The following is a 23,599-nucleotide window of genomic DNA, read 5'->3' on the forward strand; positions in this document are numbered from 1 at the left end:
AGCCGTGCCGCCTCTGAAATACTGGATCGCCCGCCTCAATGCGCAATTGCGCACAAGGCGGGCGATGACAGTATGCCCGCTACTTGATCTTGTCGTAGGCGGAAGCGAAATCGCCCAGCGGCATCGGGATTGCGATCGTCTCCTTGGCCATGTTCTGGAAGGAAACCTTCAACTGCTTGCCCGACTTCAAAGCGCTCAGCAGGTCCGCCGCGATCGGCGTCGAGGCGTAGCAGCCGCGGTTCTCGCAGGTCTGGATCTGGAGGTCGAACGTCTTGCCCTCGTCGACCTGGAGCTTGGCACCGATCGGGAGGTTGAGGCCGAGCGGCAATTGCAGCAGCGCAACCGGCGTACGAGTGTCGGGCGCAATGCGGATGTTGATCAGGACGATGGTCTGGCCGGTCTTGGTCAGCACCGCGTTCTGCTCCATCGCGCATTCGAGCGGCGCGTCGCGACTCACGCTGGTGCAGCGCACGACCCAGCCGGCCTGCTGTGCCGGGGCGCCGTCGGCCTGCGGCTGCGTCGGGGCGGGTGCGGGCTGTGCGGCGGGGGCAGGAGCGGCATTCTTCTTGGCGCCCTGCTGGGCGTACGCGGCGCCGGTCGACAACAGGACAGCGGCGGCGAGGGCGACAAGTCTGGATTGCATGAGCATGGCGAAACCGCGTTGGCGTGAACCGAGGGCCTCGCTGTAGCGTCGCCGGAAGCGCGGTGCAAGCGGCTACTCGGCAGCTTCCTTAACGCTGCCGTGCGCGGGCGTCTCGTGGTCTTCGCCGTCGCCCGAGCGACCCCAGCCCGAGAACCAGTTGTTGAGCTCATCGAGATAGAGATAGACCACCGGCGTGGTGAACAGCGTCAGCGCCTGGCTGACGATCAGGCCGCCGACCATGGCGTAGCCGAGCGGCTGGCGGATCTCGGCGCCGGTGCCGTGGCCGAGCATCAGCGGCACGCCGCCGAGCAGTGCCGCCATCGTCGTCATCATGATCGGACGGAAGCGCAAGAGGGCCGCCTGCCGGATCGATTCCGCCGGCGTCTTATGGTGGTCACGCTCTGCGGCAATCGCGAAGTCGACCATCATGATGCCGTTCTTCTTCACGATGCCGATCAGGAGAATGATTCCGATCAATGCAATGAGGCTGAAGTCGAAGCCGGCCGCCATCAGGATCAGGAGCGCGCCGACGCCGGCGGAGGGCAGGGTCGACAGGATCGTGATCGGATGGATGTAGCTCTCGTAGAGGATGCCGAGGATCAGATAGACCACGACCAGCGCGGCGAGGATCAGAAGCGGCACGGTGCCGAGCGATTGCTGGAACGCCTGCGCGGTGCCCTGGAAGCTGGAATTCAGCGTCGGCGGAGCGCCGAGCTCGGCCATCGCCCGCTGCACAGCTTCCGTCGCCTGACCGAGCGCAACGCCCTGGGCGAGGTTGAAGCTGATCGTGATCGCCGGGAACTGGCCCTGGTGGCTGATCGAGAGCGGGCGGACCGGATCGGTGGTCCAGGTCGCAAAGGTCGACAGCGGCACCTGGTCGCCGGTCAGCGGCGATTTCAGGTAGAGCTTGTTCAGGCTCTCGAGACTGCCCTGCATCTCCGGCAGGATCTCGAGGATCACCTTGTAGGTGTTGAGCTGGGTGAAATACTGCGTGACCTGCCGCTGTCCGAAGGCGTCATACAGCGTGTCGTCGATCAACTGGGGCTGGATACCGTAGCGCGAGGCGGTGTCGCGGTTGATCTTGAGCTGGACCGTGGTGCCCTGCGTCTGCTGGTCGGTCGCGACGTCGCGCAGCTCCGGCAGCATCTGCATCTTGGCGAGGATCTTCGGCGCCCAGTCGTTGAGCTCGGCAAGATCGGCATCCTGCAGGGTGAACTCGAACTGCGTGCGGGTCGGCCGGCCGCCGAGCCGGACGTCCTGGGCCGCCTGCATGTAGACGCGAGCACCCTCGACCTTGTCGAACTGCGGACGCAGTCGTGCGATGATCTGCTGGGCCGACGCCTCGCGCTTGTCGCGAGCCTTCAGCGTGATGAATATGTTGCCGTTGTTGCCGGCGCGGCCGCTGCCACCGATCGACATGGCAACACTGGCAACGTCGGGATCGGCAAGGATGATCTTGCCGAGCGATTCCTGGCGCCGGACCATCTCCTTGAATGAAATGTCCTGCGAGGCTTCCGAGGTTGCGGTGATCAGGCCGACGTCCTGCTGCGGGAAGAAGCCCTTCGGGATCAGGACGAACAGGTAGATCGACAGTCCGAGCGTGGCGAAGAAGATCGCCAGCGTAGTGCGCCGCCAGGCCAGGGCATGGTCGAGCACATATTCATAGCCGCGCAGCATCCCGTCGAAGGCGCGCTCGCTCCATTGGTAGAACGTGCCGTGTTTGACCTCGCCATGGGCGCGCAGGAAGCGCGAGGCCATCATCGGTGTCAGGGTCAGCGACACGAACATCGAGACGAAGATCGTCATCGCCAGCACGACCGCGAACTCGCGGAACAGGCGCCCGATGATGCCGCCCATCAGCAGCAGCGGGATCAGCACCGCGACCAGCGAGATGCTGATCGAGACGATGGTGAAGCCGATTTCCTTGGACCCCCTGAAGGCCGCCGCCATCGGCGATTCGCCTTCCTCGATGTAGCGCGTGATGTTTTCCAGCATCACGATGGCGTCGTCGACGACGAAGCCGACCGCGATGGTGAGCGCCATCAGCGACAGATTGTCGAGCGAATAGCCGGCGACCCACATCAGCGCGCACGCGCCCAATAGCGCCAGCGGAACCGTGATGGTGGGAATGACGGTGGCCCAGAAGCTGCGCAGGAAGATGAAGATGACCATGACCACGAGGGCGATGGTCAGCAGCAGCGTGAACTGGACGTCCTCGACCGCCGCGCGGATCGTCGTGGTGCGGTCGCTGATGAGCTCGATCTTGATCGCGGGCGGGATCGCCGCGACCAACCGGGGCAGGGTCGCCTTGATCCGGTCGACGGTCTCGATGACGTTGGCGCCGGGCTGCTTGAAGATCACCAGGAACACGCCACGCTTGCCGTTGGCCCAGGCCGCCTGCTTGGCGTCTTCGGCGCCGCTGACGGCCTGGCCGATGTCGCGGATCCGCAAGGGGCCGCCGTTGCGATAGGCAATGATGACGTCGTTCCAGTCCTTGGACTGGGTGAGCTGGTCGTTGGCGTAGATTGTGTAGGCGCGCTTCTCGCCGTCGATATTGCCCTTGGGGCTGTCGACCGTCGTGATCGCGATCTGGCTGCGCACGTCCTCCATCGACAGGCCCTTGGCGACGAGTTTCGCCGGGTCGATCTGAACGCGGATGGAAGGTTTCTGCTGGCCGCCGATGAACACCTGCGCGACGCCGGAGAGCTGGCTGATCTGCTGGGCGAGCTGGGCGTCGACCGCGTCGCTGACGCTGGTCAAGGGCAGCGTCTCGGAGGTGGCCGACAGCAGCAGGATCGGCGCGTCGGCCGGGTTGACCTTGCGATAGGTCGGCGGCGAGGGCAGGTTCTTCGGCAGCTGACCGCTGGCGGCGTTGATGGCGCCCTGCACGTCGTTGGCGGCGCCGTCGATGCTGCGGTTGAGGTCGAACTGGATGGTGATCGACGCTGTGCCCAGATAGCTCGTCGACGTCATCTGGGCGATGCCGGGGATCTGGGCGAATTGCCGCTCGAGCGGCTGCGCCACCGACGAGGCCATCGTCTCCGGGCTGCCGCCCGGCAGGTTGGCTGTGATCTGGATGGTCGGGAAGTCCACCTGCGGCAGCGGCGCGACCGGCAGCAGGGGATAGGCGACGAGACCGACGAAGAGAATGCCGGCCATCAGCAGCGAGGTGCCGATGGGATAACGGATGAAAGGTGCCGAAATCCCGCCCTCGGTCATTCCCGTCGTACCTTGTTCTGGGCCGGATCCGAGCTTGCCACCGCCGTCGAGACGAGGCTTCCGGGCTGCACCTTGAATTGTCCGCCGGTGATCACCTGTTGACCCGGCGCGAGGCCTTCATCGACGACCGAACGTCCGTCGATGCCGTAGCTGACCTTGATCTTGTGCACTTCGGCCTTGTTGTCCTGGTTGACGGTATAGGCGTAGAGGCCGTTGGTCGAATGCTGGACTGCGTCGTCCGGAACCACGATCGCATCCTTCAGCGTGCGGACCAGAAGGCGCGTCGAAACCGATTGCCCCGGCCACAGCGTGTGGTCCTTGTTGTCGAACACCGCCTTGAGCCGGATAGTCCCGCTGGTCGTGTCGACCTGGTTGTTGATGACGGCGAGCTTGCCCTCGGCCAGCGTCTTCTTGCCGTCGGTGGTGAAGGCGATCACCTTGAGGGCGCCGGCCTTCTGACCCTCGCTGATATAGGGGAGCTGGTCTTCCGGCGCCGTGAAGATCACGGAGATCGGCTCGACCTGCGAGATCGTGACGATTCCGGTCTGCGAGGAGGCGTTGACGATGTTGCCGATGTCGACCTGACGAAGGCCCGCGACGCCGGTGATCGGCGCCTTGACTTGAGTGTAGTCGAGCTGGGTCTGGGCGTTGGCGATCGCGGCCTCGTCGGCGGCGATCTGGGCGGTGAGCTGGGCGACGGTGGAGCGCTGGGTGTCGACCCGCTGCGCGGTGGCGAATTCGCCGAGCTTCATGGCGCGCTGGAGCTCGAGATTGGCGTTGGCCAGGTTGGCCTCGTCCTGCGCCTTCTTGGCCTTGGCCTGGTCGAGCGCAGCTTGATAGGGGCGGGGATCGATCGAGATCAGGAGCTCACCCTCCTTGACGATCTGGCCCTCTTTGAATTCGAGCTTGTCGATCTGGCCGTCAACCCGGGTCCGGACCTGGACGGTGTTGAAGCCCTGAACCGTGCCGAGACCAGTCAGGTAGACCGGGAAGTCGACCTTCTGGACCGGCGAGACGCTCACGGGGATGGCGGGCTGGCGTGGCGGACCCTTTTGCGCGGTCTGGGCTTTCCCGGCCTCGGGCGAGCCGAATTTCTGCCAGCCATAGTAACCCGCGGAGGCCACGGCCGCGATGATCAGAATCCAGAGGATCGGCCGTGTTTTTTTCATGTCGGCTCGTGTCGGCTCTTGTGCCCTAGGCTTACGAATTATGGGGCAATCATAGGGTTCCAGGGCGCTTGTATAATACACGCCAAGTTCCAGTGTAAACAGCACTATCAGTTGAGAATCCTAAACAAATGGAAAGCTTTGCACTGCCTAGGCAACTCGCTGGCGCGCCGGTGTGCAGTGCTGCATTTTCCTGATGCGAATGAACGGCGTGCAAAAGATGGGCAGCGCTCGCCAACCGTGCGGCGAACTGCAAAAGCAAGCTGCGCGCAAGTTGCCGGGATTTCAGACTTGCCGCGATCAGAACGGTTCTAAGCCGGCCGCGCGGCCTTTGGGTTGTCAGCAGATTCGGCCTCGTCCATATCAGCGCCGCCACAACGGGAGTGCGGGCATGGACGAACTGAACGGCAAGCTGATCGCGTGTCAGATTTTGATCACGGGGCTGATCGCACGCGTCGCCAACGAGCAGCGCGATCCCTTGCGCTTCCTCACCGACTTCCGTGACGAGATCAAAGCGGTCGTCAACGGCATCAACATTGCCGGCATGGACAGCACCGACCGCGTACGCGCCATCGCGCAAAAGACCGTCGACGAAATGTTCTCGCTGATGAAGCCGCCGAGCAGCGATTGATGCTGTGAGCGAGAGCGACGATCGTCCGGTAATTCGTGCGCTCTGTTTAGAACCAATCCAATCTTGCTTTAGAACGATTTCAAACTGCAGTTTAGAATCGTTTTGATCTGGACCAATTCAAGGGTTCTTGCGAGGCGCTCGCATTGACCCGCTATTTTGTGGCCGATACCAACAGCCCATCGTTCGTCGAAGTGAATGAGCGAACAGGAATATGGGGCGTTTGGTAATGGGGCAGGTGGTCGCACCGAAATCGTTGCGTTCGGTCGCAGCATTCAACGCGGCGGATGATAAGTCCGCGGGCGTTTCCGGCAAGAAGGTCTCGGCAGTCGCAAGCCTGATCGCGGTGGCGTCGGTGTCGAGCGGCGCGGAGGCGCAGCAGTCGAACCTGCCGCCGGTGACGGTCGATGCTCCGGTCCAGCGCCCGCGTCCGACGGCCTCGAAGCCCACGCCTGAGCAAGTCCGCGCCCGCAACGCGCTGCGCCGCGCCGCGCAGCGCCAGCAGGCGGCCCAGCAGGCCGCTCCCGCCACGCCGTCCGGCCCCGCCGACGCCAATCCCTATGCCGACCCGGCCGCGCCCTACAAGGTCGACCACGTGCAGGCCGGTGGTAAATTTCCGGAGAAGCTGGTCGACACGCCGAAGTCGATCACGGTGCTCAGCAAGGAAGTGCTCGCGGACAAGAACGCCACGTCGCTGAAGCAGGCGATCCTCAGCACGGCGGGCGTGACGCTCGGCTCGGGCGAGGGCGGCAACGCGTTCGGCGACCGCTTCTTCATCCGCGGCTTCGATGCCCGCAACGACATCTTCATCGACGGTGTGCGCGACTCCGGCGTCAGCGTCCGCGAAAACTTCTTCACCGAGCAGGTCGAGATCCTGCGCGGTCCCGGCTCGACCTTCTCCGGCCGTGGTGTCGCCGGCGGTGCGATCAATATCGTCACCAAGCAGGCGGCGACGGAGAAGAGCTTCTATAATATGGACACCACGTTTGGCACCGACCAGACCAAGCGTGTCACGCTCGACGTCAACCAGGTGATCAACCCGACGCTGGCCGTTCGTGCCGGCGGTCTGTTTCAGGACGCCAATGTTGCCGGGCGCGACTTCGTCAAGGACAACCGCAACGGCGCGTTCGTCGCGACGACGTGGAAGCCGACCGATGCAGTCAAGGTCACCGCCAACTACATCCACACTGAATTGACCGGCGTGCCGGATTTCGGCGTGCCCTATTATCGGCCGAGCACGACATCGACCGCTGGCGGTCCGTTTCCGGACTTCGGCTCCAACCGCAACAACTGGTACGGCCAGATCAACCGCGACTTCTACCGGACCGGCCAGGATATCGGCTCGCTCAACGCGGAAGTGCAGATCACGCCCGACCTGATGGTCAGCAATAAGTTCCGTGCGTCTCGCTCGACCCAGAACTACGTCGGGACGCTGCCGGAAAGTCCGGTGATCGCTACCCCGCTTTCGGCTTCGACGCTCACGATGAATCCGCAGAGCCGTCTCCAGATCACCGACGTGATCGCCAATCAGACGGAGGCGACCTACAAATTCCAGGACGGGGTCGGTTTCAAGCATACCGCGCTGGCGGGCATCGAGGTCGATCGCGAGCGATCGTCGATCGACAAATATCTCGGGCTCACCTCGGAGGGGAACGGAATTCCCACAAGCCCAGCAGGTTCGCCGACGGGCGTCAGCATCTTCGCTCCCCAGGACACGTTTTTGCCGGGTAAAGCGCTCGCGTTGGCAGGTCTGCCGACCAAGATCGGCATCGACACCGTCAGCGGCTACGTCATGGATAGTGCGAACTACCGTGACCTCGTGATCCTCAATGGCGGTTTCCGCTACGACAATTACAGCATCAAGTCGACGGGTTATGCCGCGAATGGCACGTTGGGCCAGCAGTCGGCGGAATTCCTGATCCCTAACTTCAACCTCGGCCTGACCTTGAAGCCGGCGCCGAACGGCAGCGTCTATGTGGCCTATGCGACATCAGCGAATCCGGTCGGTGCCGAGTTCGACGGTACCAGCACGGCCTATGGCGGCCTCAATCCGACCCTCGCCGGCGGCAATACCCAGATATTCGGGCCCGAGAAGAACAAGGCCATCGAACTCGGCACCAAATGGGAGCTGTTCGATCGTCATCTGCTTCTGACCGCGGCGCTTTTCCAGACCACGAAGGACAACGCGCGCGAGTCGCAGAACGTTGGTAGTGCGGCTGCTGCCGCCCCCCTGGGATGCGTCTATCCGACCGGCACGACCGGCAACATATCGTGTATCACCGCGGGGGCCGCCTATCGCATCCGCGGTATCGATCTCGGTATCGGCGGCAAGATCACCGACAAGTGGAGCGTGTTCGGCGGTCTCGTGCTGATGCAGTCCGAAGTGACGCAGTCGCTGGCGCCATCGGCCAACAAGACCCTGTATCCGACCAATGTCGGGCGTCCGCTCGCCAACATCGCGCATGAGTCGTTCAGCCTGCTTTCGAAGTACCAACTCACCGATGTCTGGGAACTGGGCGGGCAGGCGGTCTACCGTTCGAAGATTTACGGCGGCACTTTGCTCGCGGCCAACCAGGGCACGTCGCTTCCGAGCTATTGGCGGTTCGACGTGTTCGCGGAAGCCAAGATCGACAAGAACTGGCAGGTCAAGCTGTTCGTGAACAACATCTTCGACAAGCGCTACTACGACGCGCTGTACCAGAGCGCTGCACCCTTCGTGCTGGAAGCACCGGGTCGTGCCGCCTACCTGGTGCTCTCGGCGCGCTACTGACGGAGCAACGACGAGTTTCATGCTGACATGCATCGAAAACGTTCTCAGCAAGGATGATGTGGCGGATTTCCGCCGCATCATGGATGCCAGCGACTGGGAGGACGGCCGCTCGACCGCCGGCGCGCAGTCGGCGATGGTCAAGCGCAACGAGCAATTGCCGCCGGACAGCGAGGTCGCGCGCAAGCTCGGCAACCGCATCATCTCGGCGCTGACGTCCAACCCGCGCTTCGTCGCGGCGGCGATCCCGCTCCAGATCTTCCCGCCGCTGTTCAACCGTTATGCGGCGAGCAGCGGCCACCATTTCGGCCTGCATGTCGACAATGCGATCCGCGGCGACCGCCTGACCGGCCTTCGCATCCGCACGGACCTGTCGGTGACGCTGTTCCTCGCCGAGCCGGAAGAGTACGACGGTGGCGAACTTGTGATCGAGGACACCTACGGTTCGCATGAAGTCAAGTTGCCAGCCGGCGACTGCGTGCTTTATCCCTCCACCAGCCTGCATCTCGTCACGCCGGTGACCCGGGGAACGCGGGTTGCGTCTTTCTTCTGGCTTCAGAGCATGATACGGGACGATCAAGCCCGGAGCATGATCTTTGACCTCGACACCGCGATACAGGCGCTGGTGGAACGGCTCGGGCGTGACGATCCCGAAACGGTCAAATTGACGGGTATCTATCACAACCTCATTCGCTACTGGGCCGAAGTATGAAGATCATGTCCTTCCAAGCAAGCCTTGCCGCAGCCATGATGCTGGCGGCCGCCTGGTTCGCATCCCCTGTTTCTGCCCAGACACAAACCCCGCCGGCGGCGCCGGCCCAGTCGAGGGCCCAGCCGGCCACGGCCGTGCCAGCAGCACCGTCTGCAACCGCGCCTGTGGCTGCGCCCGTTACCGCTCCCGCGGTGGCCGCGCCCGTGGCTCCCCCGGCCGCCGCGGCTCCCACGTCCGCCGCACCGACGGCTGCGAAGTCCGAAGCTGTATCGGCTGCGCCGGCCATGAAGGAATTGTCGCCCTGGGTCATGTTCATGTCGGCGGACGTCGTCGTCAAGGCGGTGATGATCGGGCTCGCCTTCGCCTCGCTGATGACCTGGACCGTCCTCATCGCCAAGTCGATCGAGCTGTCGATTGCCTCGACCAAGCTTCGTTTGGCGCTGAAGAAGATCGCGGATGTGCGCTCGCTCGCGGAGGCACAGATGGCGCTCGGCGCGAAGGAGGGCATCTTGCCGTCGTTCCTGGCGGCGGCGCTGCGTGAGGCGCGGATGTCGGCCGGCCTGTCCAGCGATGCCGGCATCAAGGAGCGCGCCGCCTCGAGCTTCCAAGAGATCGTGCGCGCAGAGGCGCGGCGCATCCGTATCGGCATGGGCGTGCTCGCGACCATCGGCTCGACGTCGCCCTTCGTCGGCCTGTTCGGCACGGTCTGGGGCATCATGAACAGCTTCATCGGCATCTCGAAGTCGCAGACCACCAATCTCGCCGTCGTCGCGCCCGGCATCGCCGAAGCCTTGCTCGCCACCGCGATCGGCCTCGTCGCCGCCATCCCCGCGGTCATCATCTACAACCACTTCTCGCGCGTGACGAAGGGCTACCTCGAGCTCGTCAGCCGCGCCTCGGGCGTGGCGGGACGGCTGCTCTCGCGCGATCTCGACCGCAGCCACGGCAGCGTGCATTCGCGCGCGGCGGAGTGAACCATGGGTGTTTCGCTCGCAGACAATGATGACGACGACGATTTCTCGGAAACGCATGACATCAACGTCACGCCGTTCATCGACGTCATCCTGGTGCTGCTGATCATCTTCATGGTCGCAGCCCCGCTCTCGACGGTCGATCTGCCGATCGATCTGCCGATGTCGAGCTCGACGCCGCAGAAGAAGCCGGACAAGCCGACCTATCTCAGCATCAAGCGCGATCTGACGCTTGCGATCGGCGAGGATTCCGTCCACCGGGCCGATTTGATCGCGACGCTGGACGGAATGTCCGACATGAGCAAGGACAAGTACGTCTTTCTGCGCGCCGATCGCTTCGTGCCCTATGGCGAGTTGATGGGTGTCATGGAGCTGTTGCGCTCGGGCGGCTACACGCGGGTGAAACTGGTTGCGCTCGAGGGATCTCCCGCGGCCGCAGGAGCGCCTGCCGCAGGCGCTCCGCAGCCTTAAGAGGTTCGCCAGGGAACTGCTATGTCTGACGTCAAGCTCGAACCCAGATCATCCCGGAGGCTTTGGATCCTGGCGGCGATCGCCGCGGTCCTCCTCCATGTGGGTGGGGCTGCGCTCGCGCTCGCGAACTTGCAGGCCGACGATGGCGACGAGGGGCTCGGTGCTGCGGGGGCGGAGTTCGCCGTCGAGATGGCGTCGCCGCCGGCTCAGGAATCCGAGCTGCCTCCCGGACCGACCGACTCCGTTGCGCAAGAAGAGCGCCCGGAGCTTCCGCAGCAGAAGGCCGAGAAAGAGGAAACGGAGCTTCCGCAGGATCGGCCGCAACAGGTCGAGGAAGCCGACCGCATCGTCTCCCCGAACAAGCCGAAGAAGGAGCAGGACGACGATCCGAAGATCGCCGCCGTTGAAACGCCGGCGATGGAGGCCGCCCCGAAACAGATTGACCAGGAGCGGCAAACCTTCGAAGACGCCACCCGTGAGGCCGAGAAGGCGATGGCGCCTGTGGCCGGCATCGGCAAGGACATTCTGAAGCTGACGGCCGACTGGAACCGCAAGATCAGCGCGCATCTTTCAGCGCACAAGGTCAATCCGGACGGCAAGGAGCCCAACAACCAAACTGTAAAGGTGACCTTCGCCCTCAATCGAAGGGGAAACGTGATGTCGGTTGACGTCGTGGAGTCGTCCGGAGATGCAGCTTACGATGCGGCCGCGATCGCCATGGTCCACAAATCCGATCCGTTTCCGACACCTCCTGCCGCGTTGAATGAAGATCGGTTCGAACGCATCGTCCCGATCACCTTCAAGCCGCCGGACGAGAAGAAAAAGAAGAAGACGGCTCAGCGCCAGTAGAGCCTGATCCCGACATAGACCACGACCAGGCAGGCGAAGATCAGCGCCACCGGCAGCGGCCGCTTCTGGGTTCCGCCGGCCGAACTTGCCCCGAAGAAGTTGACCTTCTTCGGCTTTGGTTCCGGGCGGCGGAACGCGGTAACATTGTCCGCTGCCGGCTCAGGCGGGCGGGTGCGGACGTCGGGCGGAGCTCCCGCGCCCCCCATCTCGGCATAATAGGCCCTGTAGATCGCGCCGATGGTGATCTCGGTGGCCTCGCCCTCGCTCATCTGCCCCTGCAGATTCTTGTAGCTCGCCAGGAACTCCTGGGCCTCCGGAGGGAGGGCGGACGACCCGTTGAGCTTGGCCATCATCTTCCAGGTGGCAAAATCAGCGCGGGCGCGGGTGTCGGCGCGTCGCGCGATCAGCATATCGGCAGCTTTGACCAAGTCGGCCTCTGGCCCTTCGGCTTGTGTTCGGGTGTTCTGTTCAACTACGCATTGCCGGTCAGGAAGAGAACAGCCTGAATCACATAACCGGTCAACGTTCGCAGTATTGCTGAAATAACATCAAGATTTAGACCGAACTGCGAACCCGCCAGCGGTAGCAGGATCAGCAGGGCGATCAGGATCAACATGCCGAACGGCTCGAGCCGGGCCAGTGGCAGCGCGAGCGGCCGGGGCAGCAGCCCGACCGCGACGCGCCCGCCGTCAAGCGGTGGGATCGGCATCATGTTGAACACCGCCAGGATCGCGTTGAAGAGCAGCGCGTTCTTGAGATTGTCAAAGATCCACTGCGCCGAACCGGCCGGCGCGAAGGGCAGGGCGTGGAGGGCAAGAGCTGCGATCAGTGCCAACAGGATGTTGGTGACAGGCCCGGCCAGCGCCACCCAGACCATGTCGAGCTTCGGGTTGCCGAGGTTGCGGTAGTTCACCGGCACCGGCTTGGCATAGCCGAACAGGAACGGCGAATGCGCGAACAGCAGCATGGCCGGCAGGACCACGGTGCCGAACGGGTCGACATGCCGGAACGGGTTGAAGCTGACGCGGCCGAGCTGGAAGGCCGTGTTGTCGCCAAGACGATGCGCGACGAAGGCGTGCGCGGCCTCGTGGAAGGTGATGGCAATCAGGATCGGAAAGACCCAGACCGAGAGACCATAGAGAGAAATGTTCACGGCTCGTTTGTCCCGGTTGTGCCTGCGGCCTTGCAGCCGTCCAACCCAACCGGTGGTGCAGCAACGCTTCAGCTCAACATAAGGTGGCCGGCTCCGAAATGCCACGCCGCAAATGATCGGCGAGGCCCGAAGCCGTCACGCCGTCGTGCAGATCTATACAGGTATCGTCCCCGGATATTGCACCAGGCCGTCGTCGAGCTTCAGCCAGGCGGGCTTTTCCGAGACCCAGATGTGCTCGGTGGGCGCGAAGGCGTTGCGGTCGTCGAAAACGGAGAGAGACACGCCCGCCAACGTGCCATTGCGCCGCCACGCGAACAGGCGCGTGCCGCAGCGCTTGCAGAACACGCGATCGATGTTTTCGGATGACGCATAGCGCTCGGTCTCGCCCTCGACGGTCAGTGCGCGCTGGTCGAATTGCGCGCGGGCGAAGAAGGGCGCGCCCATCGCCTTCTGACAGAGACGGCAATGGCAGACGCGGACGTTGAGCGGCTCGCCCTCCGCCTTGAACCGCACCGCGCCGCACAGGCATCCGCCTTCGCTGATCATCACGCCACCCGCCATTCGCCGACCTGGCGCGCCATGGTCCAGTTGAGATTGTCGAGATCGCCATCCATGTTGGAATTCCCGCGCCTGGTGTTGGTGAAGGCGGCCCAGCAGAAGCCGCCATGGGTCCTGACCGCGATGGTGCTGGTGCCCGGCAGGCTGCCATTGTGCCACCAATTGTCGAACTTGTTGACGGCAAATCCCTTGGCATAGTCGGGGCTGTAGCTGGGCGCGGTGGTCATGGTCTGGATCGTGCGCGGCCGCAGGATGTTCGCCGGCCGCGTGTAGCCGTCGACATGCATCAGGAACTGGACGAGATCCGACGGCGTCGCGATCCAGCCGCCATGGGCATCCATCCGCCTCACCTTCATGTCGTAGGGATTTTCGCCCTGGCCGTAATAGGCGACTTCGCCGGCCTGGCGCTGGTCGCGGGTGTTGCCCGCGATCGTCATGTCGGTGACGCCGCAGCGCGCCAGCACCTCGGTGCGGACGTGCTCGGCATAGGGCTGGCCGGCGAGCTTCTCGATGACGCGCCCCAGCACGCAATAGCCGAAATTGGAATAGGCGTAGTGCTGGCCCGGCGGGCGGTCCAGCGGCCGGTTGGCGAGCGTCCAGGCGATCAACTCGGCATGATCCATCCGCGGATGCGTGAACATGGGATCGCGGTTGTCGTTGCTCCAGCCGCCGGCGGTGTGCGTCAGCAGATGTTCAAGCGTGATCTGGTCGATGCCGGGAGAGTAGGGCGGCTGCCCATAGTCGGTGCCGAGCAGCGCGCCGGGGCCGAACACGCGGTCCGTCAATTTGACGTGGTTCTCCTCGATCAGGCGGAAGATCGTGACCGAGGTGATCATCTTGCTGACGCTGGCGATGCGGAACAGATGCCGCGGCGTCACCGCCTCGTTGCGCTCGCGATCGGCAAGGCCAAGCGCGTCCTCATGGACAACAGCGCCGGCATAGCCGATCGCAAAGGAGAGCGCCGGCACGTCGTACTTGTCCATGAAGGTGCGCGCGAGCCGCGCCATGGCACCGCGCTCGGCCGGCGAGGGCGGGCGGATGCTCGGCGGGTTGGGCGCGAGTTGCGCGAGCGCACCGCGCGACAGCAGCGGCAGCGCGGCTGCGCCCGCTGCGAGCTTCACAAAGTCCCGACGTCCAAAATCACGTCCAAGCTGCATGGTCCGCCCCCTCGGGCGGCCAGTGCCTCAGTAGGTCGCCCGTCCGCCGGAAATATCAAACACCGCGCCGGTGGAGAAGGCACAATCTTCGGATGCGAGCCAGGCCGCCATCGCAGCCAACTCTTCCACCTGCACGAAGCGCGCCTTCGGAATCTTCGACAGCATGAAGTCGATGTGCTGCTGCGTCATCTGGTCGAAGATCGCGGTTTTCGCCGCGGCCGGTGTCACCGCGTTGACGAGAATGTCGTGCGCGGCGAGCTCCTTGCCGAGCGACTTCGTCAGCGCGATCAGGCCGGCCTTGGACGCCGAATAGTGCGAGGCGTTCGGATTGCCTTCCTTGCCGGCGATCGAGGCGATGTTCACGATGCGCCCGTATTTCTGCTTGAGCATCGAGGGGACGACCGCCTTGCAGCAGATGAAGGGGCCGTCGAGGTTGATGCGCAGCACCTTGCGCCATTCCTCGAGGTCGGTCTCCCAGACCGGCTTGTTGACGCCGGCGATGCCGGCATTGTTCACGAGGATGTCGATCTTGCCGAAGGCGGCGAGCGTGGCATCGCGCGCCTGCTCGACCGCTGCCGTGTCGGTGACGTCGACCTTGAACACGCGGGCGCTGTCTCCGATTTCCTTCGCCGTCTTCTCGGCCAGCGCGGCGTCAAAATCCCAGATCGCGACTTTGGCGCCGGAGGCGACAAAGCGCTCGGTGATGGCGCGGCCAAAGCCCTGCGCGCCGCCGGTGACGATGGCGATGCGGCCGTTGAGATCGATCTTGTTCATGAGGCTTCGATCCCGGGGCGTCAGAGCATGTAGCCGCCGTCGACGACGAGGTCGACGCCGGTGGTGAAGGCGCTTTCGTCGCTGCCGAGATACACCGCCATGGCGGCGATCTCGTCGGCTGTGCCGAGCCGGCCCATCTTCTGTCGGGAGATGAACATCTCCTTGCCCTGCGGCCCTTGCGCAGCCGCGCGATCGAGCATCGAGGGCGTCTCGACGGTGCCGGGGCAGATCGAGTTGCAGCGGATGCCCTTGGTGATGAAGTCGAGCGCGACAGCGCGGGTCAGCAATGACACCGCCGCCTTCGACGAGCTGTAGACGTAGCGGTTCGCCGGCGGGCGCAGCGCCGCGCAGGACGAGATGTTGACGATGCTGCCGCCGCCGCCCGCGAGCATCTCGGGCAGGAAGGCCCTGATGGTCCGGTGCATCGATTTGACGTTGAGGTCGAACGAGAAATCGAAATCCTCCTCCGAGCATTCCAGAATGGTGCCGTGGTGCACGAAGCCGGCCGCGTTGAGCAGGATGTCGATCTTGCCGACGCGTTTTGCAAAAGCGTTGACATCGGCGGTGTTACGCACATCGAGCTTGGCGACCTCGGCGATGCCTTCCTTGGTCAGATCAGCGATGCCGGCTTCATTGATATCGGTGGCGATGACGGTTGCGCCTTCACGCGCGAATGCGAGGGCGCTTGCGCGCCCGATGCCTGCGGCTGCAGCCGTGATGACGGCGCGCTTTCCCTTGAGGCGGTCTGCCATTTTCTTGTTCTCCTCACCTTGAACTTGATTGTCGGTGCCGTAGCCCGGATGAGCGCGCGAGCGCGACATCCGGGGGCGGTGTCCCGGGTGTCGCTTCGCTCACCCGGGCTACATGTGCCTGCTAGTGATTGTCCCGCGCCACACCAAACGTGCCGGCGACGTTCTGGTAGCGGGTGGCGAGCTCCATGCAGGCGCCGGTCGACTGCTGGCCGACGGTGTTGCGGTAGATCTCCTGCCACGGCGTCTGGTTCGGCGGATGCTTGAAGCCGCCATTGGCCTTCAGCTCGGCATGGCGCTTCTTCACCTCGTCGTCGGAGATCAGGATGTTGGCGCTGCCCTTGTTGAGGTCGATGCGGACCTTGTCGCCGGTCCTGAGGATCGCAAGGCCGCCATTGGCGGCAGCTTCCGGCGAGGCGTTGAGGATCGAGGGCGTGCCCGAGGTGCCGGACTGACGGCCGTCGCCGATGCAGGGCAGGGACAGGATGCCGCGTTTGATCAGGGCCGCCGGCGGTTGCATGTTCACGACCTCGGCTCCACCAGGATAGCCGATCGGGCCGGCGCCGCGGATGAACAGCATGCAGTGCTCGTCGATCTCGAGCGAGGGATCGTCGATCCGGTCGTGATAGTCTTCCGGTCCCTCGAACACGATGGCGCGTCCTTCGAACGCGTTCGGGTCCTTCGGATTGCTGAGATAGCGGTCGCGGAATTCCTTGGAGATCACAGAGGTCTTCATGATCGCGGAATCGAACAGATTGCCCTTCAGCACCAGGAAGCCGGCGTCCTTGACGAGCGGCTTGTCGTAAGCCCAGATCACGTCGTTGTCGGGCTTTGCCGCATTGGCGCAGTTCTCGCCGATGCCGCGGCCGTTCACCGTGACGGCGTCTTCATGGATGCGCTTGTGCTTCATCAGCTCGCGCACCACGGCCGGAATGCCGCCGGCACGGTGGAATTCCTCGCCGAGATAGAAGCCGGCCGGCTGCATGTTGACGAGCAGCGGCACGTCGTGGCCGACCTTCTGCCAGTCGTCGATCGACAGCTCGACGCCGATGTGGCGGGCGAGGGCGTTGATGTGGATCGGCGCGTTGGTCGAGCCGCCGATCGCCGAATTGATCACGATGCAGTTCTCGAACGCCTTGCGGGTCAGGATGTCCGAGGGCTTGAGGTCTTCCCAGACCATATCGACGATGCGCTTGCCGGTCTCATAAGCGATCTGGCCGCGCTCGCGATAGGGGGCGGGGATCGCCGAGCAGCCCGGCAGCGAGAAGCCGAGCGCTTCGGCAAGCCCGTTCATGGTCGATGCGGTGCCCATGGTGTTGCAATGACCGACTGACGGAGCGGACGAGGCCACGATCTCCATGAACTCTTCATAGTCGATCTCGCCGGCGGCGAGCCGCTCGCGCGATTTCCAGACGATGGTGCCGGAGCCGGTGCGCTCGCCGGCATGCCAGCCGTTCAGCATCGGGCCGCCCGACAGCACGATCGCGGGCAGGTTCACGGTCGCCGCCGCCATCATGCAGGCCGGGGTGGTCTTGTCGCAGCCGGTGGTCAGCACGACGCCGTCGAGCGGATAGCCGTAGAGGATCTCGACGAGGCCAAGATAAGCGAGGTTGCGGTCGAGCGCCGCGGTCGGCCGCTTGCCGGTCTCCTGGATGGGGTGGGTCGGAAATTCCATCGCAATGCCGCCGGCCTCGCGGATGCCTTCGCGGACGCGGTGGGCCAGCTCGATGTGATGGCGGTTGCAGGGGGAGAGGTCGTTGCCGGTCTGGGCGATGCCGATGATCGGCTTGCCGGACTGCAACTCGGCGCGGGTGAGGCCGTAGTTCAGATAGCGCTCCATATAGAGCGCGGTCATGCCCGGATTATGAGGATTGTTGAACCATTCCTGCGAGCGAAGGTGGCGGCGAGCGCCGTTTCCGGCGGGGGCATGCCCATTGGTTGGTTTTTTTGTCATTGGTTTCTCCTGCAATGCAAACGCACTGGCGTCCGTCTCATGGGGTCGGCTTGTGCGATGCCCAGCGGCGCGAGCGGCGATCTGCCTTCCCGCTGGCGGGTCGTTTCCTCACAATTCCGATACTAGTCATGGCTGCTTGGTAACGCTACCATTTTGTTCGCCGCAGCCGCGCCGGTCGCGGCCGGCCGGCTGTCCGAACGGCGCGCCGACGAGCTTTGCCGCTCGATCACCTTGAAGCCGAGATCGAGCACCGGCTGCTCCGGGCGCCGCCCGTCGATCGCCTCGATCAGCATGGTGGCGGCGGTCTTGCCCATCTCGTAGCGGTTGGTGCGCACGCTGGTGAGGGTGGGGACGGCCGAGGCCATGAATTCGAGGTCGTTGAAGCCGACGATCGCGATCTGCTCGGGGACCGCGATCTCCCGGCGCCGGCATTCGAACAGCACGCCGAGCGCGAGATCGTCATTGGCGCAGAACACCGCATCGAGCCCGGCCTCGTGCGCCAACAGATCGGTGAACAGGGCGCCGCCGAGCGTCACCGAGGTCGGCGTTGCCGTCGTGACGACGAAGCGCTGTTCGAACAGGCCGGCGTCCTTCATGGCCGCGACATATCCGTCCAGCCGCCGCTGCACCCGCGGGTCCATGCGCGCGCCGACGAAGCCGATCCGGCGGCGGCCTTGCGCGAACAGGTGCGCGATCGCCGCACGGGCTGCATCATAGTGTGAAAAGCCGATCATCATGTCGACCGGATTGGGACCGATCTCCATGATCTGCACGATCGGGCATTCGGCCGCCTCCAGCATCGCGCGCGATTCCGTGGTCTGGTCGATGCCGGTGACGATCAGCCCTGCCGGCTTCTGCGCCAGAAACAGGCGCAGCAGCTTCTCCTCCTGGAGAATACTGTAGCGTGTATTGGACAGCTGGATCGAGTAGCGGCTGCCTTCGGAGGCGTCATAGATGCCGCGCAGCACGTCCGAGAACACGTTGTTGGTCAGTGACGGAATCAAGACACCGATCACTTCCGTGCGTTGCGAGGCCAGCGCGCGCGCCGCCAGGTTCGGCACATAGCCAAGCTCCTTGGCGGCGCTCTCGACCCGTGTCCGCTTGGCGACCGACAGCGCCTCGGGATTGCGGAAGAAGCGGGACGCAGTAATCGGGCTGACGCCGGCAAGCTCGGCGACTTCCGCCAGCCGGATTTTGCCTGACTTGGTGCGTTTTCGACCCATTGCTGCTCATAACACAGTCCACTGTCGCAAACAAAGGAACGTTGACAGCGCTACCAGCAACGACTAACCAAAGACAAATTGCCAAAACCGCACAAACTGCCGACAATGTCGCCTGTTAAGACCGGGCTTCGTTCGGTGAAGTCTGAAAAAACAAGACGGTCGCGGCGCTAGAGGCGTCGTGGACTTTCGAGGAGGGAGCTAGATGTCGTCTGTGCAAATCCGCGATGTGCGGAAATCGTTCGGCAATTTTGAAGTCCTGCACGGCGTGACGATTCCGATCGAGGACGGCCAGTTCGTCGTCTTGGTTGGCCCCTCCGGCTGCGGCAAGTCGACGCTCCTGCGCATGCTCGCCGGCCTCGAGAACATCACCTCCGGCACGATCTCGATCGGCGACCGTGTCGTCAACAATGTCCAGCCCAAGGAGCGGGATATTGCGATGGTGTTCCAGAACTACGCGCTCTATCCGCACATGACCGTCGGCGAGAACATGGGCTTCTCGCTGAAGCTGCGGAACGCCGGCTCCGACGAGATCAACAAGCGCGTCAAGCGCGCCGCCGAGATCCTCGCGCTGTCGCCGCTGCTCGAACGCTATCCGCGCCAGCTCTCCGGCGGCCAGCGCCAGCGCGTCGCCATGGGCCGCGCCATCGTGCGTGATCCGCAGGTCTTCCTGTTCGACGAGCCTCTGTCCAACCTCGACGCCAAGCTGCGCGTCGCGATGCGCACCGAGATCAAGGAGCTGCACCAGCGGCTGAAGACGACGACCGTCTACGTCACCCACGACCAGATCGAGGCCATGACCATGGCCGACAAGATCGTCGTCATGCATGACGGCATCGTCGAGCAGATGGGCACGCCGCTCGAGCTCTACGACAAGCCCGAAAACCAGTTCGTCGCCGGCTTCATCGGCTCGCCGGCCATGAACTTCCTCAAGGGGCATGTGCGGGTCAACGGCGTTGCGAGCTTCGAGGGGCCGAACGGCGTCAAGCTGCCGCTCAAGAATGCGCCGGCAGCGTCCGACGGCCGTCCCGCGGTCTACGGCGTGCGGCCCGAGCATTTCACCATCGCCGATGACGGCGCCGAGGCCGAGATCGTCGTGGTCGAGCCGACCGGCTCGGAGACGCAGGTGTTTGCCAAGGTCGGCGGCGAACAGGTCGTCGCGGTGTTCCGCGAGCGCCACCAGTTCAACCCGGGCGACAAGGTGCGGCTGAAGCCCGATCCGTCGCTGGTTCACTTGTTCGACGAGGCGACGGGCAAACGCATGTAGCGTAAGTCAAGTTAAGACAAGAAAAAGCATCACAGGGAGGACGACATGCAAGACTTTACCCGCCGGACTCTGCTTCAAGGCGGAACGGCACTGGCTGCGACCGGCATGCTCACCGGGCCGGCACTGTTCGACTTCGCAAAGGCCTGGGCGCAGAGCGCGCCCTGGAAGGCGGAGCCCGGCGCCAAGCTGACCGTGATGCGGTGGAAGCGCTTCGTGCCGCAGGAGGATGATGCGTTCAACGCAATGGTTGCGGCGTTCAAGGCTGCCACCGGCACCGAGATGAACGTGTTCAGCGAATCCTTCGAGGACGTGCAGCCGAAGGCCTCGGTTGCGGCCAACACGGGGTCCGGGCTCGATCTCGCCTGGGGTTTGCACACGCTGCCGCAGCTGTTCCCCACCAAAGTGCTGAAGATGAACGACGTCGCCGATTATCTCGGCAAGAAATATGGCGGCTGGACCGATGCGGCCGCCAAGACCTGCAAGCAAGGTGACGACTGGCTCGGCATCCCCGTGGCGACCAACGGCGGTTACATGACGTACCGCAAGTCGGCGCTCGACAAGGCAGGGTTCAAGGAGTTCCCGAAGGATTTCCCCGGCTTCCTCGAGATGTGCAAGGCCCTGAAGGCGAACAACACGCCGGCCGGCTTCGCTCTCGGGCATGCGTCGGGCGACGGCAATTCGTGGCTGCACTGGGTGCTGTGGGGGCACGGCGCCTACACGGTCGACCAGAACGACAAGATCATCATCAATTCGCCGGAGACGGCGAAGGCGCTCGAGTATTGCAAGGCGCTGTATGAGAGCTTCATCCCGGGCACGCCGTCCTGGAACGACTCCTCCAACAACAAGGCATTCCTCGCCGGCGAGCTCTATTGCACGGCGAACGGCATCTCGATCTACGTGGCCGCCAAGACCGATGCGACCAAGAAGGAGCTTGCCGCGGACACCTATCACGCGCTCTGGCCGGTCGGACCGGTCGGCAAGCCGACCGAGCTGCAGCTTGCGCTGCCGATCCTCGCCTTCAACTTCACCAAATATCCGAACGCGGCGAAGGCTTTCGTCGCCTTCATGCTGGAGAAGGAGAACTACGAGAAGTGGCTGGATGGCGCGCAGGGCTATCTGACGCAGACCTTGAACGGCTATGAATCGGCGCCGATCTGGACCGCGGATCCCAAGAACGCCGTGTTCTCGCAGGCTTCCAAGCGCACTCTGCCGGCGTCCGGTATCGGTACGGTCGGCGAAAAGGCGGCAACTGCAATCGCCGACTTCATCGTCGTCGACATGTTCGCCAACTACTGCACCGGCTCCAAGGATGCGAAGGGCGCGATGGCGGAAGCCGAGCGCCAGCTGAAGCGCATCTATCGCTGACGGTCACGGGGCGGGCGGCCGATCTGGCCGCCCGCTCGTCAACATTTCGATCAGGGATATCTGGCATGGCTGATGTCGCAATTCCCCGGGCCAAGCCTCAGATGAGCGAGGACACCGCCTGGACCCAGCTCAAACACAATCGTAATTGGCTCGGCTTCTGGTTCATGGTGCCGGCCATGGCGTTCCTGATCTTCTTCCTGGCCTATCCGCTGGGACTTGGCATCTGGCTGTCCTTCACCGACACCCGCATCGGCAGGGTCGGGCACTTCATCGCCACCGAGAACTATGAGTGGCTGTGGGACGACTCCATCTTCTGGCTGTCGGTGTTCAACACGCTGCTCTACACCCTCGTCGCCAGCGCACTCAAATTCGCGATCGGGCTCTATCTCGCGCTGCTGCTGAACGAGAACATGCCGTTCAAGGCGATGCTGCGCGCGATGGTCCTGATCCCCTTCATCGTGCCGACGGTGCTCTCGGCGCTGGCGTTCTGGTGGATCTTCGACTCGCAATTCTCCATCATCTCCTGGTCGCTGAAACATCTCGGCGTGATCAGCCAGAACATCAACTTCCTCGGCGACACGACCTGGGCGCGCATTTGCGTGATCTTCGCCAATATCTGGCGCGGCGTGCCGTTCGTGGCGATCACGCTGCTCGCGGGCCTGCAGACGGTGTCACCGTCGCTCTATGAAGCAGCAACGCTCGACGGCGCCACGCGCTGGCAGAATTTCCGGTTCATCACCTATCCGCTGCTGACGCCCATCATTGCCGTCGTGATGACCTTCTCGGTGCTGTTCACCTTCACCGACTTCCAGCTGATCTGGGCGATGACGCGCGGCGGCCCGGTCAATGCCACCCATCTGATGGCGACGCTGTCCTACCAGCGCGCGATCATCGCCGGGCAGCTGGGCGAGGGGGCCGCGATCTCGAGCGCCATGATTCCGTTCCTGCTCGCTGCGATCATGGTCTCCTGGTTCGGCCTGCAGCGTCGCAAGTGGCAGCAGGGAGAGAGCAATGACTGACCTGCCCACCAGATCCATCGATCTGAAGAATGTGCTGTCGGGCTCGGCGCCTACGGCCGATCACAGCGAAGGCATGAGCTATCTGCAGTCGGTGCCGCGCCGGCTCGTGACGCTGTACCTGCCGCTCGCGATCATCGTCATCGTCCTGCTGTTCCCGTTCTACTGGATGGCGCTGACGTCGGTGAAGCCCGACGAGCAGCTGCTCGATCTCGACAGGTACAACCCGTTCTGGACCTGGAATCCGACCTTCAAGCATTTCCACAAGCTGCTGTTCGAGAGCTACTATCCGCACTGGCTCTGGAACACGATGTATGTGGCGATCTGCGCCACGATGCTCTCGATCATCGCATCGGTGCTCGCGGCCTACGCCATCGTGCGCTTGCGCTACAAGGGCGCCAATCTCGTCGGCGGGCTGATCTTCCTCGCCTATCTGGTGCCGCCGTCGATCCTGTTCATTCCGCTCGCCACCGTCGTGTTCCAGTACGGCCTGTTCGACTCGCCGCTGGCGCTGATCCTGACCTATCCGACGATCCTGATCCCGTTCTCGACCTGGCTGCTGATGGGCTATTTCAAGACCATCCCGTTCGAGCTCGAGGAATGCGCCCTGATCGACGGGGCGAGCCGCTGGCAGATCCTGCTCAAGATCGTCCTGCCGCTCGCAATCCCCGGGCTGATCTCGGCCTTCATCTTCTGCTTCACGCTGTGCTGGAACGAGTTCATCTACGCGTTGACCTTCCTGCAATCGACCAGCAACAAGACGGTGCCGGTCGCGATCGTCAACGAGTTCGTGGACGGTGACATCTACCGCTGGGGGTCGCTGATGGCGGGAGCCCTGGCCGGCTCGCTGCCGCTCGTCATCCTTTACGCCTTCTTCGTGGAGCATTATGTGTCGGCGATGACCGGCGCCGTGAAGGAATGATCGCGGGGCTTGCCTGAGATCGCGCCAAGAGGGCGTTC

The 23,599-nt window shown here is 63.7% G+C and carries 21 protein-coding genes; 10 read left to right on the forward strand and 11 right to left on the reverse strand.

The window, feature by feature from the left end; all coding sequences use genetic code 11:
• Positions 1–79: 79 nt before the first annotated feature.
• From RAD15_RS01860 to RAD15_RS01870, 3 genes are all read right to left on the reverse strand, one after another.
• Positions 80–649, reverse strand: a complete 570-nt coding sequence (locus RAD15_RS01860) for an invasion associated locus B family protein (RefSeq protein WP_458173808.1) — start codon at positions 647–649, stop codon at positions 80–82.
• 66 nt (positions 650–715) lie between these two features.
• On the reverse strand, positions 716–3,862 hold the full coding sequence (locus RAD15_RS01865) for a multidrug efflux RND transporter permease subunit (RefSeq protein WP_458173810.1): 3,147 nt from the start codon (positions 3,860–3,862) through the stop codon (positions 716–718).
• Positions 3,859–5,031, reverse strand: a complete 1,173-nt coding sequence (locus tag RAD15_RS01870; protein WP_458173812.1) for an efflux RND transporter periplasmic adaptor subunit — start codon at positions 5,029–5,031, stop codon at positions 3,859–3,861. The genes RAD15_RS01865 and RAD15_RS01870 overlap by 4 nt, the downstream gene beginning before the upstream one ends.
• Positions 5,032–5,419: 388 nt before the next feature.
• Here RAD15_RS01870 and RAD15_RS01875 point away from each other — a divergent pair, with 388 nt between their 5' ends.
• From RAD15_RS01875 to RAD15_RS01900, 6 genes are all read left to right on the forward strand, one after another.
• Positions 5,420–5,659 carry a hypothetical protein gene (locus tag RAD15_RS01875; protein WP_458174977.1) on the forward strand — a complete coding sequence of 80 codons (240 nt, stop codon included), beginning with the start codon at positions 5,420–5,422 and terminating at the stop codon, positions 5,657–5,659.
• A 226-nt stretch (positions 5,660–5,885) separates the two neighbouring features.
• The gene (locus tag RAD15_RS01880; protein WP_458174979.1) at positions 5,886–8,426 is read left to right on the forward strand and encodes a TonB-dependent receptor; all 2,541 of its coding nucleotides are present in this window, start codon (positions 5,886–5,888) and stop codon (positions 8,424–8,426) included.
• Positions 8,427–8,445: 19 nt separating this feature from the next.
• A complete protein-coding gene (locus tag RAD15_RS01885) occupies positions 8,446–9,135 on the forward strand; it encodes a Fe2+-dependent dioxygenase (protein WP_458173814.1) in 690 nt (229 codons plus the stop codon).
• Positions 9,132–10,109, forward strand: coding sequence for a tonB-system energizer ExbB (gene exbB / locus RAD15_RS01890; protein WP_458173816.1), 978 nt, complete (start codon positions 9,132–9,134; stop codon positions 10,107–10,109). The genes RAD15_RS01885 and exbB overlap by 4 nt, the downstream gene beginning before the upstream one ends.
• 3 nt (positions 10,110–10,112) lie before the next feature.
• Positions 10,113–10,577: a TonB system transport protein ExbD gene (gene exbD / locus RAD15_RS01895; RefSeq protein ID WP_458173818.1), complete on the forward strand. Its 465-nt coding sequence runs from the start codon at positions 10,113–10,115 to the stop codon at positions 10,575–10,577.
• Positions 10,578–10,598: 21 nt separating this feature from the next.
• Entirely contained in the window at positions 10,599–11,426 is an 828-nt protein-coding gene (locus RAD15_RS01900; RefSeq protein WP_458173820.1) for a TonB family protein, read from the forward strand.
• On the opposite strand, the gene RAD15_RS01905 is transcribed toward RAD15_RS01900, so the two are convergent.
• From RAD15_RS01905 to gntR, 8 genes are all read right to left on the reverse strand, one after another.
• Positions 11,414–11,836 carry a hypothetical protein gene (locus RAD15_RS01905; RefSeq protein ID WP_458174981.1) on the reverse strand — a complete coding sequence of 141 codons (423 nt, stop codon included), beginning with the start codon at positions 11,834–11,836 and terminating at the stop codon, positions 11,414–11,416. The two genes, RAD15_RS01900 and RAD15_RS01905, sit on opposite strands and share 13 nt — an antisense overlap.
• A 62-nt stretch (positions 11,837–11,898) precedes the next feature.
• Complete coding sequence (locus RAD15_RS01910; protein ID WP_458173822.1) at positions 11,899–12,579, reverse strand: site-2 protease family protein; 681 nt, start codon at positions 12,577–12,579, stop codon at positions 11,899–11,901.
• A 153-nt stretch (positions 12,580–12,732) separates the two neighbouring features.
• Positions 12,733–13,125: a GFA family protein gene (locus RAD15_RS01915; protein ID WP_458174983.1), complete on the reverse strand. Its 393-nt coding sequence runs from the start codon at positions 13,123–13,125 to the stop codon at positions 12,733–12,735.
• Positions 13,125–14,294: a serine hydrolase domain-containing protein gene (locus RAD15_RS01920; protein WP_458173824.1), complete on the reverse strand. Its 1,170-nt coding sequence runs from the start codon at positions 14,292–14,294 to the stop codon at positions 13,125–13,127. Before RAD15_RS01920 ends, RAD15_RS01915 begins: the two co-directional genes overlap by 1 nt.
• Before the next feature lie 27 nt (positions 14,295–14,321).
• Positions 14,322–15,068: an SDR family NAD(P)-dependent oxidoreductase gene (locus tag RAD15_RS01925; protein ID WP_458173826.1), complete on the reverse strand. Its 747-nt coding sequence runs from the start codon at positions 15,066–15,068 to the stop codon at positions 14,322–14,324.
• A gap of 20 nt (positions 15,069–15,088) precedes the next feature.
• The gene (locus RAD15_RS01930; RefSeq protein ID WP_458173828.1) at positions 15,089–15,820 is read right to left on the reverse strand and encodes an SDR family oxidoreductase; all 732 of its coding nucleotides are present in this window, start codon (positions 15,818–15,820) and stop codon (positions 15,089–15,091) included.
• Positions 15,821–15,941: 121 nt separating this feature from the next.
• Entirely contained in the window at positions 15,942–17,771 is a 1,830-nt protein-coding gene (locus RAD15_RS01935) for an IlvD/Edd family dehydratase (RefSeq protein ID WP_458173830.1), read from the reverse strand.
• A 122-nt stretch (positions 17,772–17,893) separates the two neighbouring features.
• Positions 17,894–18,994, reverse strand: coding sequence for an HTH-type transcriptional regulator GntR (gntR, locus tag RAD15_RS01940; protein WP_458173832.1), 1,101 nt, complete (start codon positions 18,992–18,994; stop codon positions 17,894–17,896).
• A gap of 202 nt (positions 18,995–19,196) precedes the next feature.
• Here gntR and RAD15_RS01945 point away from each other — a divergent pair, with 202 nt between their 5' ends.
• The 4 genes from RAD15_RS01945 (at position 19,197) to RAD15_RS01960 (ending at position 23,561) form a co-directional block, all read left to right on the forward strand.
• Positions 19,197–20,258: an ABC transporter ATP-binding protein gene (locus RAD15_RS01945; RefSeq protein ID WP_458173833.1), complete on the forward strand. Its 1,062-nt coding sequence runs from the start codon at positions 19,197–19,199 to the stop codon at positions 20,256–20,258.
• 45 nt (positions 20,259–20,303) lie between these two features.
• Positions 20,304–21,623, forward strand: a complete 1,320-nt coding sequence (locus RAD15_RS01950) for an ABC transporter substrate-binding protein (RefSeq protein ID WP_458173835.1) — start codon at positions 20,304–20,306, stop codon at positions 21,621–21,623.
• Between the two features lie 101 nt (positions 21,624–21,724).
• Positions 21,725–22,642 (forward strand): carbohydrate ABC transporter permease, encoded by a 918-nt coding sequence (locus RAD15_RS01955; RefSeq protein WP_458174985.1) that lies wholly within the window; start codon positions 21,725–21,727, stop codon positions 22,640–22,642.
• The gene (locus RAD15_RS01960; protein WP_458173837.1) at positions 22,635–23,561 is read left to right on the forward strand and encodes a carbohydrate ABC transporter permease; all 927 of its coding nucleotides are present in this window, start codon (positions 22,635–22,637) and stop codon (positions 23,559–23,561) included. The genes RAD15_RS01955 and RAD15_RS01960 overlap by 8 nt, the downstream gene beginning before the upstream one ends.
• Positions 23,562–23,599 lie beyond the last annotated feature (38 nt).

This window comes from Bradyrhizobium sp. 14AA, assembly GCF_054185205.1.

What these genes read in the sequence shown, in the direction of transcription:
- RAD15_RS01935 (WP_458173830.1), bottom strand. Translation starts at nt 17,771, where the DNA reads ATGACAAAAAAACCAACCAATGGGCATGCCCCCGCCGGAAACGGCGCT.
- RAD15_RS01900 (WP_458173820.1), top strand. Translation starts at nt 10,599, where the DNA reads ATGTCTGACGTCAAGCTCGAACCCAGATCATCCCGGAGGCTTTGGATC.
- RAD15_RS01915 (WP_458174983.1), bottom strand. Translation starts at nt 13,125, where the DNA reads ATGATCAGCGAAGGCGGATGCCTGTGCGGCGCGGTGCGGTTCAAGGCG.
- RAD15_RS01930 (WP_458173828.1), bottom strand. Translation starts at nt 15,820, where the DNA reads ATGGCAGACCGCCTCAAGGGAAAGCGCGCCGTCATCACGGCTGCAGCC.
- RAD15_RS01945 (WP_458173833.1), top strand. Translation starts at nt 19,197, where the DNA reads ATGTCGTCTGTGCAAATCCGCGATGTGCGGAAATCGTTCGGCAATTTT.
- RAD15_RS01950 (WP_458173835.1), top strand. Translation starts at nt 20,304, where the DNA reads ATGCAAGACTTTACCCGCCGGACTCTGCTTCAAGGCGGAACGGCACTG.
- RAD15_RS01870 (WP_458173812.1), bottom strand. Translation starts at nt 5,031, where the DNA reads ATGAAAAAAACACGGCCGATCCTCTGGATTCTGATCATCGCGGCCGTG.
- RAD15_RS01955 (WP_458174985.1), top strand. Translation starts at nt 21,725, where the DNA reads ATGAGCGAGGACACCGCCTGGACCCAGCTCAAACACAATCGTAATTGG.
- RAD15_RS01875 (WP_458174977.1), top strand. Translation starts at nt 5,420, where the DNA reads ATGGACGAACTGAACGGCAAGCTGATCGCGTGTCAGATTTTGATCACG.
- RAD15_RS01960 (WP_458173837.1), top strand. Translation starts at nt 22,635, where the DNA reads ATGACTGACCTGCCCACCAGATCCATCGATCTGAAGAATGTGCTGTCG.
- RAD15_RS01860 (WP_458173808.1), bottom strand. Translation starts at nt 649, where the DNA reads ATGCTCATGCAATCCAGACTTGTCGCCCTCGCCGCCGCTGTCCTGTTG.
- RAD15_RS01925 (WP_458173826.1), bottom strand. Translation starts at nt 15,068, where the DNA reads ATGAACAAGATCGATCTCAACGGCCGCATCGCCATCGTCACCGGCGGC.
- RAD15_RS01865 (WP_458173810.1), bottom strand. Translation starts at nt 3,862, where the DNA reads ATGACCGAGGGCGGGATTTCGGCACCTTTCATCCGTTATCCCATCGGC.
- RAD15_RS01885 (WP_458173814.1), top strand. Translation starts at nt 8,446, where the DNA reads ATGCTGACATGCATCGAAAACGTTCTCAGCAAGGATGATGTGGCGGAT.
- RAD15_RS01905 (WP_458174981.1), bottom strand. Translation starts at nt 11,836, where the DNA reads ATGCTGATCGCGCGACGCGCCGACACCCGCGCCCGCGCTGATTTTGCC.
- RAD15_RS01880 (WP_458174979.1), top strand. Translation starts at nt 5,886, where the DNA reads ATGGGGCAGGTGGTCGCACCGAAATCGTTGCGTTCGGTCGCAGCATTC.
- RAD15_RS01920 (WP_458173824.1), bottom strand. Translation starts at nt 14,294, where the DNA reads ATGCAGCTTGGACGTGATTTTGGACGTCGGGACTTTGTGAAGCTCGCA.
- exbB (WP_458173816.1), top strand. Translation starts at nt 9,132, where the DNA reads ATGAAGATCATGTCCTTCCAAGCAAGCCTTGCCGCAGCCATGATGCTG.
- gntR (WP_458173832.1), bottom strand. Translation starts at nt 18,994, where the DNA reads ATGGGTCGAAAACGCACCAAGTCAGGCAAAATCCGGCTGGCGGAAGTC.
- exbD (WP_458173818.1), top strand. Translation starts at nt 10,113, where the DNA reads ATGGGTGTTTCGCTCGCAGACAATGATGACGACGACGATTTCTCGGAA.